Below are 17,161 nucleotides of genomic sequence, written 5' to 3' on the forward strand. Positions count from 1 at the left end.
CCGGCTCGACCAGCGACCGGCTCGACCGACGACCGGCTCGACCGACGACCGCCTCGACCGACGACCGCCTCGAGCGGGTCAGGACGGAGGGGCGAACAGCTCCAGGGCGATGCCGTCGGGGTCGCGGAAGGACAGCCCCGAGCCGTACGCCGCGTCCACGACGCCGCCGTGCGCGATGCCGAGGTCGTCGAGGCGGGTGACCCACTGCTCGAGCTCGGCGCGGTCGGCACAGCCGAAGGCGACGTGATCGAGGCCGGTACGCCGCTCGTCGAAGTCGCTCGCGGCCGGGTGGTCGACGTGGGCGTGCAGGCCGAAGAGCTGGCCGGAGGCGAGCGCGAACACCGCGTGGTGGAAGGTGCCCTGCTGCTCGAGCTCGTCGAGGACCGGGTCGGCGCCGAAGAGGGCGGCGTACCAGCGGCGGCTGGCCTCCAGGTCGGAGACCGTCACGGCGACGTGGGCCAGGGCGGGGAACTCGGACATGCGCACTCCTGCTCGACTGCTCGGCGGTGGCCGACGCGGTCGCCGGCCCGGTCCTCGTCACGCTAGGTGCCGCCCCGCCGCGGCGGACCTGCCCGATCGGGCTGCATCGGTCCCCTCCGCGGAGCGACGTGGCTACAGTCCGGAGGTGCAGACCTACCGTGACCACGACGCCGTCGGACTCGCCGCCCTGGTGCGGTCGGGCGAGACGACTCCTGCGGATTTGCTCGCCGCCGCCCGCGCCCGCGCCGCCGAGGTGAACCCCCGGATCAACGCGATCGTCCGAGACGTCGTCCCGCCCGCGCCGGAGGGTCCGGAGCCCGAGGGGGGCCGCCCCTTCGCCGGGGTGCCGTTCCTGCTCAAGGACCTCCACCAGGACCTCGCCGGGATCCCCACCAGCGGCGGGAGCCGGGCGCGGGAGCAGGTGCCCGCGGCCGAGACCGCCGAGGTCGTACGCCGCTGGGTCGAGGCCGGCCTGGTCGTGTTCGGCAAGACCAACAGCCCGGAGTTCGGCGCCAAGGGCGTCACCGAGCCCCACGTCTTCGGACCGACCCGCAACCCGTGGGACACCGACCACACCCCGGGCGGCTCGTCCGGTGGGTCCGCGGCGGCGGTCGCGGCCGGCATCGTGCCCTGCGCCGCGGCGAGCGACGGCGGCGGCTCGATCCGGATCCCCGCCTCGGCGTGCGGGCTGTTCGGCCTCAAGGCCAGCCGTGGGCTGCTGCCCTCCGGGCCGGTGTCCGGCGAGCCGCTGGGCGGCACCGCCACCGACGGCGTGGTCTCGCGCAGCGTCCGCGACAGCGCCGCGATGCTCGACGTGCTGGCCGGGCCGACCGAGGTCTCGGCGTACCTCCCCGGCGGGCTGCCGGCCGACGGCTTCGCCGCCGAGGTCGGCCGTGACCCGGGGCGGCTGCGGATCGGCGTGACCACCGCCAGCAGCATCGCGGGCGAGCCCCACCCCGAGGCCGCCGCTGCCGTACGCCGGGCCGCGGACCTGCTCGCCGAGCTCGGTCACGAGGTCGTCGAGGTGCCGATGCCGGTCGACGACGCGCAGCTGGCGCGCGACTTCCTCACCACCTGGTTCGTCCACTGCGCGGTCTCGCTGGAGCAGGCCCGCGCGGCCGGCGGCGTCGGTGAGGACGCCTTCGAGCCCGACACCCGGGTGATGGCCGCCCTGGGCCGGGCGACCAGCGCGACCGACTACGTCAAGGCCGTCGAGAGCCGGCACACGCACGTGCGACGGCTCGCGGCCTTCCACGCCGACCACGACCTGCTGCTCACCCCCACGACCGCCACCCCGCCGCCGCGGGTCGGGGCCTTCGACCTCCCGGCGCCGCTGGTGCTGGCGCAGAAGGCGCTGCTGCGCGCCCGGTCCAGCGGCCTGCTGCGGTTCACCCCGCTGGTCGAGCAGATGATCGACGACAACCTCGGCTGGGTGCCCTACACCCAGCTGGCCAACCTGACCGGCCGCCCGGCGATGAGCGTGCCGCTGCACTGGACGCCCGAGGGCCTGCCGATCGGCGCGCAGCTCGTCGGCCGCCTCGGTGCCGACGGCACGCTGCTGCGGGTCGCGGCCCAGCTCGAGCAGGCCGCGCCGTGGTGGGACCGGGTGGCCCCGCTGTGACCGCCCAGCGCTGATGGCCCTGGTCGACCGCGGATCCGGGCTCGTCCTCACCGCCGCGCCGGGGACGGGCAGCACCGCGCTGCGCGAGGCGTTCCTGACCCGTCCCGGGGTGGTCGAGGTGCCCGCGAAGGGGGCCGAGCTCCGCACCGCTCGCGAGGCCGGGGTCGACGCCAAGCACGGCACGGTCCGCGAGCTGGTCGGGTGTGGCCTGCTGACCGCCGACCACGGGCTCCGGGTGGTCACGACGACCCGCAACCCCTTCGACTTCTACGTCGCGGAGTACGAGCGCACCCGCACGCGCTGGGTGCTCGAGCTGCGTGACCCCGACTCGTGGGTGCACACCACCCCGGGCGCGCTGGACGGCATCGTCGCCGCACTCACCCTCGACTTCCCGGTCTGGCTGGCCCGGGCGGTCGGCGACCCCGACGGGTCGCGCCGGATCAACCGCGGCCACGTCGAGGAGGCCGACGTGGTGCTGCGGATGGAGCACCTCGAGGACGACGTACGCCGCCTGCTCGGCCTCGACCTCCCGGTGCCCGCGACCAACGTGACCGAGCGCGAGCGTGCCTACTGGCGGCTCTACACCGTCGAGGGCCGGCGCCTGGTCGAGCGAACCCACGCCGCCGACCTGGAGCGCTTCGGCTACCGCTTCTGACCGGTGCCTGAGCCAGCGGCGCGGCCAGAAGTCGTTTCACTCTCAACTTTCCGGGGAACTCCCTGGTCAGACCGCCGGACGACGACGTCCGCGGCGCCACTTCCCCGAGGAGAACCATGAGCACGCACGAGCAGGCCCCCGCGGGCCGCCCCACCGACCCCGCCACCAGCCACGCCGCCGACCACGCGACGGACCGGCCGCTGGGCCGCAAGGACGTCGTCGCCCGCGAGAAGCAGCGCTACGGCGGCGTCAAGGTCGTCTGCGCGTTCTTCGGCTGGCTGACCGCCACGGGCATGACCGTGCTGCTGACGGCCCTCCTCGCCGCGATCGGCGCCGGCGTCGGACTGGTCTCCAGCGCCTCCGACGTGGCGGGTGCCGCCTCCGACCGCGGCATCTCGACCGAGGAGATCGGCTGGGCCGGGGTCGTCCTGGTGCTCGTCGTCGTCTTCGTCTCCTACTACAGCGGCGGCTACGTCGCCGGTCGGATGGCGCGCTTCGACGGCGCCCGCCAGGGTGCGGCCGTCTTCGCCTGGGCCGTGGTCGCGGCGATCGTGGTGGCCGTGCTCGGCGCCATCGGCGGCGCGCAGTTCGACGTGCTCGACCAGCTCAACAGCTTCCCCCGCATCCCCGGCAGCCTCTCCGACCTGAGCCTGGCGGCCGTGGTCGCCCTCGTCGGCGTCGTCGTGGCCAGCCTCGTCGGCGCGGTCCTCGGCGGGCTCGCGGGCATGCACTTCCACCGCAAGGTCGACCGCACCGGCCTGGGTCGCTGACCCGGCTCACCACTGCAGCACCACGAGGGCGTCCCCGGTCGGGGGCGCCCTCGTCGCGCGTCCGGACCGGGTCAGCCCACGTGGAAGCGGGCGGGCACGAGGCGTCGGGCGGCGTCGGGGTCCGTGGCGGCGGCGGCGTCGGCGACCATCGCGCCCAGGAGCGGGGCGAACTTGGCGCCGTGCCCCGAGCACGCCGAGACCAGGGTCAGGCCCTCGCAGCGGTCGAGCACGAAGTCCTCGGTGGGGGTGCTGGTGAACAGGCAGGTGGTCTCGGCGTACGGCTCCGGCACGAGGCCCGGGAGCGTACGACGCACGTGCTCGACGATCCGCTCGCGGTGCGCCGGGTCGACCTGCCCGTCCTGGTGCTCCGCCGTGCCGATCGCCCGGCCGCCGCAGAACTGCGCCACCTTCTGGCCGCGGTGCCCGGCGTCGCGCCCGCCCGGAAGGCTGTAGGTCAGCATCTCCCCGGTGCCGTGGATGGTGGTCGGCCACGGGTCGTGGCCGTCGCGGTGGGGGAAGTGGAACGCCTCCTCCTGCCAGACCTCGAGGTGCGGCACGGCGTCGCGGAAGCCGGACGGGAGCCCGAGCCGGTCCAGCAGGCCGGGCAACCAGCCGCCTGCCGCCACCACGACGTGGCCCGCGTCGAGACCACGACCGTCGGTGGCGGTGACGCGGTGGCCACTCCCGGTGGCCGCGACCTCCTGGACGGCCCAGCCGGTGAGGACCCGGGCGCCGTGGGACCGGGCCAGGTCGAGCATCGCGTGGACCGCGCGCTCGGCGTCGATGACGCCGGCACCGGGGTGCCACAGCACCTCGCTGTCGACGTCGATCCCCTCGAACCGCGCCCGCGCCTCGGAGGCACCGAGCAGCTCGTGCTCCACCCCGACCGCCTCCAGCGCCCTCGCCAGCCCCGCCGGGTCGCGTTCGGCGCCGTGGTCCAGGGCTCCGGTCGGTCGCACCAGCTCGCTGCCGTGGGCGGTCTCGAGGTCGTCCCAGGCCAGCCGGGCCTGCCGCACGAGGTCGACGTAGAACGGGTCGGCGTAGGCGTAGCGGAAGATCCGCGCCGAGCCGTGCGAGCTGCCGCCGGGGTCCGCCGGGACCCCGCGCTCGAGGACGACGACGTCGTGGCCCCGGGCCGCCAGCTGCCAGGCCGTGGCCGCGCCCACCAGGCCGGCGCCCACCACCGCGTACGCCGCGGTCCCGTTCGTCGTCATGGCTCCATGATCGCCGACCGCGCGGGCGCGGGTTGGGTACCGGTGGCGGGTGACCGCCGACCTCGTCTACCTCGTCGCGGGCGGTGCCCTCCTGCTGGCCGTCGTCCTGCCCCAGCTGCTGCGCCACTGGGCGATCTCCGCCCCGATGGTGCTGGTGGTGGTCGGGATGCTGATCGGGCTCACCCCGCTGCCCGACGGCATGCCGCTGGACCCGCAGGACAACCGCGCCACGATCGAGCACGTCACCGAGCTGACCGTGCTGATCGCGCTGATGGGCGTGGGGCTGGCCATCGACCGACCGCTCAACCTGCTGCGCCGGTCGTCGTGGGGCGGGTGGTCGCCGACCTGGCGGCTGCTCGTGGTCGCGATGCCGCTCACCGTCGGTGCGGTCGCGCTGCTGGGCTGGTGGGTCGCCGGGCTCGCGCCCGCCGTGGCGCTGCTGCTCGGCGCCGTGCTGTCGCCCACCGACCCGGTGCTGGCCTCCGACGTGCAGGTGGCCGGGCCCCGCACCGGTGACGACCACGAGGTCGACGGCGACGACGAGGTGCGGTTCGGCCTGACCTCGGAGGCCGGGCTCAACGACGGCCTGGCGTTCCCGTTCGTCTACGCCGCGATCCTGCTCGCGACCGAGGGCGCCGTCGGCGGGTGGGCCTGGGAGTGGGTCGGCTTCTACCTCGTCGGCAAGGTGGTGATCGGGGTCCTCGTCGGGCTCGCCGTCGGCTGGGCACTGGCCCGGGTGGCCTTCCGTGGCCGGCGCACGACCGAGGCGCCGAGCGTGGCCGAGCGGGGCGAGTCGCTGCTCGTGCTGGCGGCCCTGGTCTCGGCGTACGGCGTGGGGGAGGTGGTGGGCGGCTACGGCTTCCTCTCGGTCTTCGTCTGCGCCATGACGCTGCGCTCGGCCGAGCGCGGCCACGAGTACCACAAGGCGATGCACGAGGTCGTGGAGCGGCTGGAGCGGCTGTTCACGCTGTTCGTGCTGCTCGTCCTCGGCATCGCGCTCACCCGCGGGCTGCTCGCGACCCTCGACTGGCGGGGCGTGCTGGTGGGCGTCTCGCTGGTCCTCGTCGTCCGGCCCCTGGCGGGGTACGTCGCCCTGGCGCCGTGGGCGCGCCACCCCGACGAGGTCGGCGGGATGACCACGCCCGAGCGCTGGGCGGTGTCGTTCTTCGGCGTCCGCGGCGTCGGCTCCCTGTTCTACCTGGCGTACGCCGCGGGCGAGTCCGGCGACCTGGGCGCCGACTGGCTGTGGTCGACGGTCGCCTTCACCATCGTGCTCTCGGTGATGCTCCACGGGGTGCTGGCCACCCCGGTGATGAAGCGCCTCGACCACGCCCGTGGCCGCGCGGCCGACTCCGACCGGGACGTGGGCGACGCCCCGGGACGGTCGGCCTCACCCCTCGCTTCCTGACCGATCGGTCCGTAACCTCGCGGGCACGCCGAAGCGAGCCGAGGAGTGCACCGTGGACGACCTGAGCCCCCGACCGGGTGACCTGGAGCCGATCGAGACCGCGTCGCTCGACGAGCTGCGCGCGCTGCAGACCGAGCGGCTGGTCTGGTCGGTGCGCCACGCCTACGACCACGTGCCGCACTACCGGGCCGCCCTCGACGCGGCCGGGGTCCACCCCGACGACGTGACCGGCCTCGACGACCTGGCGCGGCTGCCGTTCACCACCAAGGCCGACCTGCGCGAGAACTACCCGTTCGGGATGTTCGCGGTGCCGCGCGAGCAGGTGGTGCGGATCCACGCGTCGTCCGGCACGACCGGCAAGCCGACCGTCGTGGGCTACACCCGCGAGGACGTCGAGACCTGGGCGACGGTGGTGGCGCGCAGCATCCGCGCCGCCGGCGGCCGGGCCGGCCACGTGCTGCACAACGCCTACGGCTACGGCCTGTTCACCGGCGGCCTCGGGGCGCACTACGGCGCCGAGAAGCTGGGCTGCACCGTGGTGCCGGTCAGCGGCGGCATGACCGAGCGGCAGGTGCAGCTGATCCAGGACTTCCGTCCCGACGTGATCATGGTGACGCCGTCCTACATGCTCGCGCTGGTCGACGAGATGGAGCGGCAGGGGGTCGACCCGCGCTCGACCTCGCTCAAGGTCGGCATCTTCGGCGCCGAGCCGTGGACCAACGACATGCGCCGCGAGGTCGAGGGCCGGCTCGACATGCACGCCGTCGACATCTACGGGCTCTCGGAGGTGATCGGCCCCGGCGTCGCCAGCGAGTGTGTGGAGACCAAGGACGGGCTGCACGTGTGGGAGGACCACTTCTACCCCGAGGTGATCGACCCGGTCACCGGCGAGGTGCTGCCCGACGGCGAGGAGGGCGAGCTGGTGCTGACCTCGCTGACCAAGCAGGCCATGCCGGTGCTGCGCTACCGCACCCGCGACCTGACCCGGCTGCTGCCCGGCACCGCGCGGACGATGCGGCGGATGGAGAAGATCACCGGTCGCACCGACGACATGATCATCCTGCGCGGGGTCAACCTGTTCCCGACCCAGGTCGAGGAGCTGATCCTCTCGGCCACCACCGAGCTGTCGCCGCACTTCCAGTGCGTGCTCGAGCGCGAGGGCCACCTCGACTCCATGACCGTGGTGGTGGAGCGGCGCGAGACCGCCGGCGACGAGGCGGCGCAGGCGGCCGGCGTACGCCTGCAGCAGCTGGTGAAGAGCTCGATCGGCGTCTCGGTCGGGGTCCACGTCGTCGACCCCGGGACGATCGAGCGCTCGGTCGGCAAGATGAAGCGCATCGTCGACGCCCGCGCGCCACGCTGAGACCCTTTACTGACCGACCGGTCAGGAATACACTCGGTCCCGTCACCGCCTGGAGGTCCGCATGAGCACCACCGCACCCGACGAGATCGCGCCCGACGAGGCGGCGCTCCTCGCACAGTTCGAGCAGGTCCTCGCCCGTCACGACCGCATCGAGCCGCGCGACTGGATGCCGGAGAAGTACCGCGCCACCCTGGTGCGCCAGATCGCCCAGCACGCGCACTCCGAGATCATCGGGATGCAGCCCGAGGGCAACTGGATCACCCGGGCGCCCTCGCTGCGGCGCAAGGCGATCCTGCTGGCCAAGGTGCAGGACGAGGCCGGCCACGGGCTCTACCTCTACTCGGCGTGCGAGACGCTCGGCGTCTCTCGCCAGGAGCTGACCGAGAAGCTGATCTCGGGGAGGCAGAAGTACTCCTCGATCTTCAACTACCCGACCCTGTCGTACGCCGACGTCGGCACCATCGGCTGGCTCGTCGACGGCGCGGCCATCGCCAACCAGGTGCCGCTGTGCCGCACGTCCTACGGCCCCTACGGCCGGTCGATGATCCGGATCTGCAAGGAGGAGTCCTTCCACCAGCGGCAGGGCTACGAGCTGCTGATGACGATGATGCGCGGCACCGACGCCCAGCGCGCGATGGTGCAGGAGTCGGTCGACCGGTTCTGGTGGCCGGCGCTGATGATGTTCGGCCCGCCCGACGACGACTCGCCCAACACCGCCCAGTCGATGGCGTGGGGGATCAAGCGCGACACCAACGACGAGCTGCGCCAGAAGTTCGTCGACATGAGCGTCCCGCAGGCCGAGCGCCTCGGCGTCACCCTGCCCGACCCCGACCTGGTCTGGAACGCCGAGCGCGGCCACCACGACTTCGGCCAGCCCGACTGGGAGGAGTTCCACGCCGTGGTGAAGGGCTCCGGTCCCTGCAACGCCCAGCGGGTCGCCCACCGCCGCCGCGCCCACGAGGACGGCGCCTGGGTCCGCGATGCCGCCACCGCGTTCGCCGCCCGTTCGTCGGTCGAATCCGTCGAGACCCAGGAGGCCCGCGCATGACCGGCCCGCGCACGACCGGCCCGGGCGAGGGGGGCGACTTCGCCGCCGACGGCGGCCACGGCGCGGTGCCGCTCGAGGGAGTGCCGACCGCGCTGGGGGAGACCCCGCGCGGCGAGTGGCCGCTGTACGAGGTGTTCGTGCGCGGCAAGCGCGGCCTCAACCACGTCCACGTCGGGTCGCTGCACGCCGCCGACGACGAGATGGCGCTGCGGCACGCGCGCGACGTCTACACCCGCCGCAACGAGGGCGTCAGCATCTGGGCGGTCCGCGCCGACCTGGTCGCGGCGTCGAGCCCGGACGAGAAGGACCCGCTCTTCGCTCCTGCCGGCGACAAGGTCTACCGGCACCCGACCTTCTACGCCATCCCCGACGACGTCCCCCACATGTGAGCGGGCGGCGACGATGAGCGACGACCACGAGAGCGTGTACGACGGCCTGCTGGGCGGCGACGACACGCAGTGGGCCTTCGGCACCTCCTTCGAGGACCCCCTCGCCGGGGTCGACACCACCGTCCCCGAAGGCGTCGACGCGGGCGCGCTCGCGGCGTACTGCCTGATGCTCGGCGACGACGCCCTGGTGCACTCGCACCGGCTCTCGCAGTGGGCCAGCAACGCGCCCGACCTCGAGGAGGACATCGCGCTGGCCAACGTCGCGCTCGACCTGCTGGGCCAGGCGCGGCTGCTGCTGGCCCGTGCCGCCGCGGCCGACCCCGGCCTGGTGCCCGCCCTGCCGGAGGGATCGCCGGTGCCGTCCGAGGACGCCCTGGCGTTCTTCCGCGACGAGGCAGCGTTCCGCAACGTGCGGCTGGCCGAGCAGGAGAACGGCGACTTCGCGGCGACCGTGGTGCGGCTGCTGCTGCTCTCCACCCACCGGCTCGCGCTGCTGCAGCGGCTTGCGGCCAGCACCGACCAAGTGCTCGCGGCGATCGCGGCCAAGGGCGTCAAGGAGCTCACCTACCACCGCGACCACGCCGCGCGCTGGTTCCTCACCCTGGCGCAGGGGACCGAGGAGTCGCGTCGCCGGCTGCTCGCCGGGCTCGCACTGGTGTGGCCGCTGCGGGCCGAGCTGGCGCGCACCCACCCCGTCGAGCGCCTCGTCGCCGAGCAGGGCGTCGGCGTCGACCCGGCGACCGTGACCGACGAGGTCGACGTGCTGCTCGAGCAGGTGTTCTCGGTCAGCGGCGTCGAGCGGCCCGGGCTGCCGGCCACCGGCACCGTCGCCGGCGGCGCCGGCCGGGAGGGCCGCCACAGCGAGGCCATGGGGCGGCTGCTCGCCGAGATGCAGGTCGTCGCCCGCGCCCACCCGACGGGGCTGTGGTGAGCGCGCCGACGGCGACCGGGTCCGACGTCCGGGCCCTGGCCGCGTCCGTGACCGACCCTTCGACGGGCTCAGGACAGGCCCGGGTCCGTGCCCTCGCGAGCTCGGTCACGGACCCGGAGATGCCGATGCTCACCCTGGAGGACCTCGGGGTGCTCCGCGACGTCGCCGTCGAGGACGACGGGCGGGTGGTCGTCACCATCACGCCGACGTACTCCGGGTGCCCGGCCATGGCCACGATGCGCGACGACCTCGTGCACGCGCTCCACGACGCCGGCCACGCCCGCGTCGAGGTGCGGGTCAGCCTGCACCCGGCGTGGTCGAGCGACTGGATCACCGAGCGCGGCCGGCAGGCGCTGCGCGACCACGGCCTCTCGGTGCCCGGCCCCGCGCCGCGCCACGACGGACCGGTGCCGCTCACGCTGCTGCCGGTGCGCCGGGACCTGACCTGCCCGCGCTGCGGCTCCGACGCGGTCGCGCTGACCTCGGAGTTCGGCGCCACGGCCTGCAAGGCGATGTATCGCTGCACCGCCTGCGCGGAGCCCTTCGAGCACGTCAAGGAGATCTGAGGTGACCTCCACCGAGCCCCGCGTCCGGGCCCAGTTCCACGAGCTCCGCGTGGCCGCCGTCGAGCACCTCACCGACGACGCGGCCGCGATCACCTTCGACGTGCCGGAGGACCTGCGCGCGGCGTACTCCTTCCAGGCCGGCCAGTCGCTCACGCTGCGGCGCACGGTCGACGGCCAGGAGCACCGACGGTCCTACTCCATCTGCGCCCCCGCGGGCGCCCGGCCGCGCGTGGGGGTGCGCGAGATCCCCGGCGGGCTGTTCTCCAGGTGGCTGGTCCGCGACCTCCGGGTCGGCGACGTGGTCGAGGTGCAGACGCCGACGGGGAGCTTCCGGGCCGACCCCGCCACCCCCGGTCGCCACCTGTGCATCGCCGCGGGCTCGGGCATCACGCCGATGCTGTCGATCGCCAGCTCGGTGCTGGCGCACCCCGAGAGCCGGGTGACCCTGCTCTACGGCAACCGCACCACCGGCTCGGTGATGTTCGCCGAGGAGCTGGCCGACCTGAAGGACCGCCACGGCGCCCGGCTCGACCTCGTCCACGTCCTCTCCCGCGAGCCCCGCGACGTGGAGCTGTTCTCGGGCCGGCTCGACGCCGAGCGGCTGCGCGCGCTGCTGACCGTGCTGGTGCCCGTCGACGGCCTCGACCACGTCTGGCTGTGCGGACCGTTCGGGATGATCGCCGACGCGCGGGCCGTGCTGGACGAGCTCGGCGTGCCTGCCGACCGGGTGCACTTCGAGCTCTTCTTCGTCGACGAGCCGCCCCCCGAGCTGGAGCGCCCCGACGCCGTCGTGGAGGGGGAGACCAGCGAGGTCACCGTCGTGCTCGACGGCCGCTCGACGACCGCCCCGATGAGCACGGGCGCGAGCGTGCTCGACGGCGCCGCCGCCAGCCGCCACGACCTGCCCTTCGCCTGCAAGGGGGGCGTCTGCGGCACCTGCCGCGCGCGCGTCACCGCAGGCGAGGTCGACATGCGCCGCAACTACGCCCTCGACGACGACGAGGTCGAGCGGGGGTTCGTGCTGACCTGCCAGTCCTTCCCGGTCGGCGACGCCGTCACCGTCGACTTCGACGCGTGAGCCCGCGGTGACCCCCGACGAGGTCGCCCGGCTCGGCGCCGAGGAGATGTGGCGCGGCGACGCCGCCAGCCGGATGCTCGGCATGGAGCTGGTCTCGGTGGCGCCCGGCACGGCCGTGGTCTCGATGCGGGTGCGCGAGGACATGGTCAACGGCTGGGACCTGTGCCACGGCGGGCTGGTCGCCTCGCTGGCCGACTCCGCCTTCGCGGCCGCCTGCAACTCCCGCGGCACGGTCACCGTCGCGGCGGGCTTCGACGTGACCTTCCTCGAGCCGGGCCGGCTGGGCGACCTGCTCGTGGCCACGGCCACCGAGACCGCGCTCCGCGGCCGCTCGGGGGTGTACGACGTGACGGTGGCCCGTGCAGCCGACGACGCCGACGAGGAGCCCGCCGACGGGGTCGTCGTCGCGGTGTTCCGCGGGCGCAGCCGCAGCCTGGGTCGACCCAACCCGGCCGTCCGCGCCGTGGACGGCGACGGACCGTGCTGAGCACCCCGCGCCCGCGTGGGTACGTCGGGACGGTGACCACCTCGACGAAGGCCCGCCCGGCCACCGGCACCCCCGACGCCGACCGCGCCCACGCGCCCCGCCCCCACCTGTGGCTCCGCGAGGGGCTGACCGGGCTCGAGCTGGCCCACTCCGCGGCCTCGCGGCGCTACCTCGCCGGCCTGCCGAGCGGCGACGGCCACCCCGTGCTCGTGCTGCCGGGCTTCCTCGCCGGCGCCAGCTCGACCGGCTTCCTGCGCGGGTTCCTGCGCAGCAAGGGCTACCGCGTCTACGACTGGGGCCAGGGCCGCAACATGGGCGTCCGGCAGGGTCTGCGCGGCCGGCTCAGCGAGCGCCTCGACCACATCTCGCAGCGCACCGGCCAGCCGATGAGCATCGTCGGCTGGAGCGCGGGCGGCATCTACGCCCGCGAGATCGCCCGCGAGAACCCCGACCGGGTCCGCTCGGTGATCACGATGGGCACCCCGATGCGCGGCAACCTCCGGGCGACGTCGGCCTGGCCGGCGTACACGCTGCTCAACCGGGGGCGCAACGCCGTCGACCTCACCCCCGAGGTGCTGGGCAGCCGGGCGGCGCCGCTGAGCGTGCCCACCACCTGCATCTACAGCCGCTACGACGGCATCGTCGCCTGGGAGCTGTGCACCAGCCTGCCCGCGCCGACCACCGAGAACGTCGAGGTGCGCTCGACCCACCTCGGCTTCGGGCACCACCGTGCCACCCTCGCCGTCGTGGCCGACCGGCTCGCGCAGCCGGTGGGCACGTGGCGGCCCTGGGCGGGATAGTCCGCCCACCAGGACCCGTGACGTGACCTCGGGACGCTCGTAGCATCGAGGGGCGCCGAGCCCGCCGACCCGGGAGGACCCATGGACAACCTCAAGCGGTTCACCGTCTGCAAGGTGATCAACCACCGGTGGGTCAAGGTCGCCTACCCCGTCGGGTCCGACGGGGAGGGCGGAGGCACCTTCCTGCGCTGCGAGCGGTGCGGCAAGGAGGACCACGACGCCGGGACGGTCGCCCGCGGTGTCGGCGGGGCCTTCTAGGCGTCCTGGGTCGACCCGACCCGCCCGACGACCTCCGCCACCGTCGCCCGGGCGGTGCGCCCGACGCCGATGAGCGTCGCGGAGGCGGGTCCGGTCCAGTCGCCGTACCCCACGAGGTGGACGCGGTGGTCACGCTCGGCGCGGGTGCCCGACGTGCCGCCCACGGCGACGTGGCCGTCCGCGTCGCGCAGCCGCAGCGGTGCGAGGTGGCGCAGGGCGGGCCGGAACCCGGTGCACCACAGCACCACGTCGGCCTGCTGGGCGGTGCCGTCGGCCCAGGCGACCCCGTCACGGGTGAGCCGCGCGAACATCGGCCGCGCGTGGAGCACCCCGCGAGCGCGGGCCTCGCGCACCTCGGGGACGACCACGACGTCGCCCAGCCCGCCGACCCCGGCGTGCGGCGTACCCCTCTCGCGGGCGCGGACCCGCGCGGTGGCCGCGTCGAAGAGGACGCGCCCGTCCACGTCGTCGGGCAGGAAACGCGGCGGCCGCGTCGCGACCCAGGTGGTCTCGGCGACGCGTGAGACCAGGGCCAGCAGCTGGGCCGCGGAGTTGCCGCCGCCGACCACCACGACCCGCTGCCCCGCGAGCTCGGCGGCCGAGCGCAGGTCGGCGGCGTGCAGCTGGCGCCCGGCGTACTGCCCGCTCCCGGGGTACGCCGGCCGGAACGGGCGGTCCCACGTGCCGGTCGCGGACACCACCACGCGGGTCTCCACCTCCAGCCCCGGGGCGCGCACGAGCAGCGGCCCGTCGGGGGCGTCGTCGGCCGGGACCACCTCGGTCACCCGGTGGGGGCGCAGCGGCGCCAGGCCGTAGCGCTGCTCGTACGCCGCCAGGTAGGCCACCACGTGCTCGCGCGGCGGGAAGCCGTCGTGGACGCCGGTCGGGTCCCGCCACGGCGGCATCATCCACCCGGGCAACGAGGAGTACGCCGGGGGCGAGAACAGGTGGAGGCCGTCCCACGTCCGCGGCCAGGCGCCACCCGGACGGTCGGCGGCGTCGACGAGGACGAAGTCCTGCTGAGGCACCCGGCCGAGCCGCTGCAGGTGGTAGCCCACGGCCAGGCCCGCCTGCCCGGCCCCGACGACCACGACGGGGACCTCGAGGTGCTGCGTCCGCCCCGTCACCGGGCCAGGCTACGGCGCTCCGACGTCCTCGATGCGGCGACGCGAGCCGTAGACATCGAGACGTGTCAATATAGGCGGGGGTCGAACTCCTGCGAGCCCCCGGACGACCTGAGCGACCTCGACGACCTCGGCGACCTCGACGACCTGGACGGGACGCTCGCCTACTGCTCCCCGCTGGCCCGCGAGCCCCTGGGGGCCGAGGCGGCCGACCGGGTGGTGCCGATGCTGAAGGCGGTCGCCGACCCGACCCGGCTGCGGCTGCTCTCCCTGGTGCTCTCGCACGAGGGCGCCGAGGCGTGCGTCTGCGACCTGCTGCCCCACTTCGAGCTCTCGCAGCCCACGATCAGCCACCACCTCAAGGTGCTCCACGAGGCGGGGCTGCTGGAGCGCGAGAAGCGCGGCACCTGGGTCTTCTACCTCGCCCGGCCGGCGGCCGTCGCCGCGCTGGCCCAGCTGTTCGTCCCGGCCGACGCGACCGCGGGAGCACCGGCATGAGCGACACCGTGCACGAGACCCGGCGTACGGGCGCGCCCGAGGGCGAGGTGCTGCAGCAGCTCTCGACCCTCGACCGGTTCCTGCCGGTGTGGATCGGCGTCGCGATGGTCGCCGGCCTGCTGCTGGGCCGCCTCGTGCCCGGTCTGGACGACGCCCTGGCGGCGGTCGAGGTGGGGTCGGTCTCGCTGCCGATAGCGGTCGGGCTGCTGGTGATGATGTACCCCGTCCTGGCCAGGGTGAGGTACGACGAGCTGGGCCACGTCACCCGCGACACCCGGCTCCTCGCCACCTCGGTGCTGCTCAACTGGGTGCTCGGGCCGGCGCTGATGTTCGCCCTGGCCTGGCTGCTGCTGCCCGACCTGCCGGAGTACCGCACCGGCCTGATCATCGTCGGGCTGGCCCGCTGCATCGCCATGGTGCTGATCTGGAACGACCTCGCCTGCGGCGACCGCGAGGCCGCGGCGATCCTGGTCGCGATCAACGCGGTCTTCCAGATCCTCGCCTTCGCCGTCCTGGGCTGGTTCTACCTGCAGGTGCTCCCGGGCTGGCTCGGTCTGGAGCAGGCCGCGCTCGACGTGTCGGTCTGGGCCATCGCCAAGGCCGTGCTGGTCTTCCTCGGGGTCCCGCTGCTCGCCGGCTACCTCACCCGCACGCTGGGCGAGCGCGCGAGGGGCCGTGACTGGTACGAGTCCCGGTTCCTGCCGCGGATCGGTCCGGCCGCCCTCCACGGCCTGCTGTTCACGATCGTGGTGCTGTTCGCGCTGCAGGGCGGCACGATCACCAGCGAACCGCTCGACGTCGCGCGCATCGCGCTCCCGCTGCTCGTCTACTTCCTGCTGATGTGGGGCGGCTCGATGCTGCTGACGCGGGCGCTCGGCTTCGACTACCGGCGTGCCACCGCGGTCTCGTTCACCGCCGCGGGCAACAACTTCGAGCTCGCGATCGCCGTGGCCATCGGCGTCTTCGGGGTCACCTCGGGCCAGGCCCTGGCCGGCGTCGTGGGGCCGCTCATCGAGGTCCCGGTGCTCGTCGGCCTGGTCTACGTCAGCCTCTGGGCGCGCCGCTTCTTCCCCGGGGCGGCGGCCCGGTGAGCGGCGCGAGCGGCGTGCCCCAGGTCGTCTTCGCGTGCGTCCGCAACGGCGGCCGCTCGGTGATCAGCCGGGTGCTTTCCGAGCACTACGCGCAGGGCCGGGTCGTGGCGCTCTCGGCCGGCACCCAGCCCGGGGAGCGGATCCATCCCGAGGTCGCCGAGGTGCTCGAGCGGCTCGGCCTGGACACCTCCGCCGAGCGGCCCGAGCTGCTCACCCGCGAGACCGTCGCCGCCAGCACGGTGGCGATCACCCTGGGCTGCGGCGAGGAGTGCCCCTGGGTCCCCGGGGTGCGCTACGTCGACTGGCCGGTCGCCGACCCGGGCGGCCAGGACGAGGCCGGCGTACGCGCCGTGGTGGCCGACCTCGACGTCCGCGTCCGCGCCCTGCTCGTCGAGCTGGTGCCCGACCTGGTGCTGCCGCCGTCGGTGCTGGACCGCGCCTGAGCCCCCTCCACCTGGGTACGACGGGCCCATGCGCATCTTCTTCACCGGCGGCAGCGGCAAGGCCGGCCGGCACGTGGCCCCGTTCCTCGCCGACCAGGGCCACCAGGTCACCAACGCCGACCTCGTCCCGCTCGACCACCCCGGGGTCGCCGACCTGCGGGTCGACCTGACCGACGCGGGGGAGACCTGGTCGGCCCTCGCCGGCATGGCGACCTTCGAGGAGCTCGAGCACACCGAGGAGCTGCGCTACGACGCGGTCGTGCACTTCGCCGCGGTGCCGCGGATCCTGCTCACCAGCGACGCAGCGACGTACGCCGCCAACGTGCTCAGCACCTACCACGTCCTCGAGGCCGCCACCCGGCTCGGCATCCCCAAGATCGTCTTCGCCTCCTCCGAGACGACCTACGGCATCTGCTTCGCCCGCGGCGAGCGCAAGCCGCTCTACGTGCCCGTCGACGAGGAGCACCCGACGGTGCCCGAGGACGCCTACGCGATGTCCAAGGTCGCCGGCGAGGTCACCGCGCGGTCCTTCCAGGCCCGCACCGGCACCGACGTCTACGGCCTGCGGATCAACAACGTCATCGAGCCCCACGAGTACGCCGAGATGTTCCCGCCCTTCCTCACCGACCCCGGCCGCCGGCGCCGCAACGTCTTCGCCTACATCGACACCCGCGACCTGGGCCAGATGGTGCAGCGCTGCCTGGAGACCGACGGCCTCGGCTACCAGGTCTTCAACGTCGCCAACGCCGACATGTCCACCGCCGCCACCACCGACCAGGTCCGCGAGCAGTTCTACGACGGCGTCGAGCTGCGCCGCGAGCTGGGCCGCGACGAGACCTTCTACGCCATCGACAAGGCCCGTGAGCTGCTCGGCTTCGAGCCACAGCACTCCTGGCGCGACGTGCTGGACGACCCGGGCGCGCGCGAGGGCTGACCG

Annotated in this window: 20 protein-coding genes; 17 read left to right on the forward strand and 3 right to left on the reverse strand. The window is 74.3% G+C overall.

Annotated elements, in window-relative coordinates; genetic code table 11:
• Positions 1-78: 78 nt before the first annotated feature.
• Positions 79-480, reverse strand: coding sequence for a VOC family protein (locus tag ASG49_RS00595; RefSeq protein ID WP_056535722.1), 402 nt, complete (start codon positions 478-480; stop codon positions 79-81).
• 145 nt (positions 481-625) lie between these two features.
• On the opposite strand from ASG49_RS00595, the gene ASG49_RS00600 reads away from it, so the two are divergent.
• The 3 genes from ASG49_RS00600 to ASG49_RS00610 all read left to right on the forward strand — a co-directional run bounded on the left by ASG49_RS00600 (position 626) and on the right by ASG49_RS00610 (position 3,526).
• A complete protein-coding gene (locus ASG49_RS00600) occupies positions 626-2,101 on the forward strand; it encodes an amidase (protein ID WP_056535725.1) in 1,476 nt (491 codons plus the stop codon).
• A 13-nt stretch (positions 2,102-2,114) separates the two neighbouring features.
• Positions 2,115-2,756, forward strand: coding sequence for a hypothetical protein (locus ASG49_RS00605; RefSeq protein ID WP_056535728.1), 642 nt, complete (start codon positions 2,115-2,117; stop codon positions 2,754-2,756).
• Between the two features lie 116 nt (positions 2,757-2,872).
• Positions 2,873-3,526, forward strand: a complete 654-nt coding sequence (locus ASG49_RS00610) for a hypothetical protein (RefSeq protein WP_056535731.1) — start codon at positions 2,873-2,875, stop codon at positions 3,524-3,526.
• 71 nt (positions 3,527-3,597) lie between these two features.
• On the opposite strand, the gene ASG49_RS00615 is transcribed toward ASG49_RS00610, so the two are convergent.
• Entirely contained in the window at positions 3,598-4,740 is a 1,143-nt protein-coding gene (locus ASG49_RS00615; protein ID WP_056535734.1) for an FAD-dependent oxidoreductase, read from the reverse strand.
• A gap of 49 nt (positions 4,741-4,789) precedes the next feature.
• Here ASG49_RS00615 and ASG49_RS00620 point away from each other — a divergent pair, with 49 nt between their 5' ends.
• The 10 genes from ASG49_RS00620 (at position 4,790) to ASG49_RS18450 (ending at position 13,068) form a co-directional block, all read left to right on the forward strand.
• Positions 4,790-6,148: a sodium:proton antiporter gene (locus ASG49_RS00620; RefSeq protein ID WP_056535737.1), complete on the forward strand. Its 1,359-nt coding sequence runs from the start codon at positions 4,790-4,792 to the stop codon at positions 6,146-6,148.
• 52 nt (positions 6,149-6,200) lie between these two features.
• Positions 6,201-7,511, forward strand: a complete 1,311-nt coding sequence (gene paaK / locus ASG49_RS00625) for a phenylacetate--CoA ligase PaaK (RefSeq protein ID WP_056535740.1) — start codon at positions 6,201-6,203, stop codon at positions 7,509-7,511.
• Positions 7,512-7,572: 61 nt separating this feature from the next.
• Positions 7,573-8,559: a 1,2-phenylacetyl-CoA epoxidase subunit PaaA gene (gene paaA, locus ASG49_RS00630; RefSeq protein ID WP_056535743.1), complete on the forward strand. Its 987-nt coding sequence runs from the start codon at positions 7,573-7,575 to the stop codon at positions 8,557-8,559.
• 92 nt (positions 8,560-8,651) lie between these two features.
• On the forward strand, positions 8,652-8,948 hold the full coding sequence (gene paaB, locus ASG49_RS00635) for a 1,2-phenylacetyl-CoA epoxidase subunit PaaB (RefSeq protein WP_056539449.1): 297 nt from the start codon (positions 8,652-8,654) through the stop codon (positions 8,946-8,948).
• A gap of 13 nt (positions 8,949-8,961) precedes the next feature.
• Positions 8,962-9,879, forward strand: coding sequence for a 1,2-phenylacetyl-CoA epoxidase subunit PaaC (gene paaC / locus ASG49_RS00640; RefSeq protein WP_056535746.1), 918 nt, complete (start codon positions 8,962-8,964; stop codon positions 9,877-9,879).
• Complete coding sequence (gene paaD / locus ASG49_RS00645; protein WP_235561844.1) at positions 9,876-10,445, forward strand: 1,2-phenylacetyl-CoA epoxidase subunit PaaD; 570 nt, start codon at positions 9,876-9,878, stop codon at positions 10,443-10,445. Before paaC ends, paaD begins: the two co-directional genes overlap by 4 nt.
• A 1-nt stretch (position 10,446) precedes the next feature.
• On the forward strand, positions 10,447-11,523 hold the full coding sequence (paaE, locus tag ASG49_RS00650) for a 1,2-phenylacetyl-CoA epoxidase subunit PaaE (protein ID WP_056535749.1): 1,077 nt from the start codon (positions 10,447-10,449) through the stop codon (positions 11,521-11,523).
• 7 nt (positions 11,524-11,530) lie between these two features.
• Complete coding sequence (gene paaI / locus ASG49_RS00655; RefSeq protein WP_200936169.1) at positions 11,531-12,010, forward strand: hydroxyphenylacetyl-CoA thioesterase PaaI; 480 nt, start codon at positions 11,531-11,533, stop codon at positions 12,008-12,010.
• A 32-nt stretch (positions 12,011-12,042) separates the two neighbouring features.
• Positions 12,043-12,810 carry a triacylglycerol lipase gene (locus ASG49_RS00660; protein WP_156384135.1) on the forward strand — a complete coding sequence of 256 codons (768 nt, stop codon included), beginning with the start codon at positions 12,043-12,045 and terminating at the stop codon, positions 12,808-12,810.
• A gap of 81 nt (positions 12,811-12,891) precedes the next feature.
• Positions 12,892-13,068 carry a hypothetical protein gene (locus tag ASG49_RS18450; RefSeq protein WP_156384136.1) on the forward strand — a complete coding sequence of 59 codons (177 nt, stop codon included), beginning with the start codon at positions 12,892-12,894 and terminating at the stop codon, positions 13,066-13,068.
• Here ASG49_RS18450 and ASG49_RS00665 read toward each other — a convergent pair.
• Positions 13,065-14,195: an ArsO family NAD(P)H-dependent flavin-containing monooxygenase gene (locus tag ASG49_RS00665; protein WP_056535755.1), complete on the reverse strand. Its 1,131-nt coding sequence runs from the start codon at positions 14,193-14,195 to the stop codon at positions 13,065-13,067. The two genes, ASG49_RS18450 and ASG49_RS00665, sit on opposite strands and share 4 nt — an antisense overlap.
• Between ASG49_RS00665 and ASG49_RS00670 the strand changes: the two genes are divergently transcribed.
• Genes ASG49_RS00670 through ASG49_RS19500 form a run of 4 tightly spaced genes read left to right on the forward strand, consistent with a single transcriptional unit; the run spans position 14,175 to position 17,158 of the window.
• On the forward strand, positions 14,175-14,690 hold the full coding sequence (locus tag ASG49_RS00670; RefSeq protein WP_369814193.1) for an ArsR/SmtB family transcription factor: 516 nt from the start codon (positions 14,175-14,177) through the stop codon (positions 14,688-14,690). The two genes, ASG49_RS00665 and ASG49_RS00670, sit on opposite strands and share 21 nt — an antisense overlap.
• Positions 14,687-15,781: an ACR3 family arsenite efflux transporter gene (gene arsB / locus ASG49_RS00675; protein WP_056535758.1), complete on the forward strand. Its 1,095-nt coding sequence runs from the start codon at positions 14,687-14,689 to the stop codon at positions 15,779-15,781. The genes ASG49_RS00670 and arsB overlap by 4 nt, the downstream gene beginning before the upstream one ends.
• On the forward strand, positions 15,778-16,224 hold the full coding sequence (locus tag ASG49_RS00680) for a low molecular weight phosphatase family protein (RefSeq protein ID WP_056535761.1): 447 nt from the start codon (positions 15,778-15,780) through the stop codon (positions 16,222-16,224). Before arsB ends, ASG49_RS00680 begins: the two co-directional genes overlap by 4 nt.
• A 28-nt stretch (positions 16,225-16,252) precedes the next feature.
• Positions 16,253-17,158 carry an NAD(P)-dependent oxidoreductase gene (locus ASG49_RS19500; protein ID WP_056535763.1) on the forward strand — a complete coding sequence of 302 codons (906 nt, stop codon included), beginning with the start codon at positions 16,253-16,255 and terminating at the stop codon, positions 17,156-17,158.
• Positions 17,159-17,161 lie beyond the last annotated feature (3 nt).

The sequence above is a fragment of the Marmoricola sp. Leaf446 genome, from assembly GCF_001424755.1.
Taxonomy (GTDB): Bacteria; Actinomycetota; Actinomycetes; order Propionibacteriales; family Nocardioidaceae; genus Marmoricola.

What these genes read in the sequence shown, in the direction of transcription:
- ASG49_RS00595 (WP_056535722.1), bottom strand. Translation starts at nt 480, where the DNA reads ATGTCCGAGTTCCCCGCCCTGGCCCACGTCGCCGTGACGGTCTCCGAC.
- ASG49_RS00605 (WP_056535728.1), top strand. Translation starts at nt 2,115, where the DNA reads ATGGCCCTGGTCGACCGCGGATCCGGGCTCGTCCTCACCGCCGCGCCG.
- ASG49_RS00610 (WP_056535731.1), top strand. Translation starts at nt 2,873, where the DNA reads ATGAGCACGCACGAGCAGGCCCCCGCGGGCCGCCCCACCGACCCCGCC.
- ASG49_RS00615 (WP_056535734.1), bottom strand. Translation starts at nt 4,740, where the DNA reads ATGACGACGAACGGGACCGCGGCGTACGCGGTGGTGGGCGCCGGCCTG.
- paaA (WP_056535743.1), top strand. Translation starts at nt 7,573, where the DNA reads ATGAGCACCACCGCACCCGACGAGATCGCGCCCGACGAGGCGGCGCTC.
- paaC (WP_056535746.1), top strand. Translation starts at nt 8,962, where the DNA reads ATGAGCGACGACCACGAGAGCGTGTACGACGGCCTGCTGGGCGGCGAC.
- ASG49_RS18450 (WP_156384136.1), top strand. Translation starts at nt 12,892, where the DNA reads ATGGACAACCTCAAGCGGTTCACCGTCTGCAAGGTGATCAACCACCGG.
- arsB (WP_056535758.1), top strand. Translation starts at nt 14,687, where the DNA reads ATGAGCGACACCGTGCACGAGACCCGGCGTACGGGCGCGCCCGAGGGC.
- ASG49_RS19500 (WP_056535763.1), top strand. Translation starts at nt 16,253, where the DNA reads ATGCGCATCTTCTTCACCGGCGGCAGCGGCAAGGCCGGCCGGCACGTG.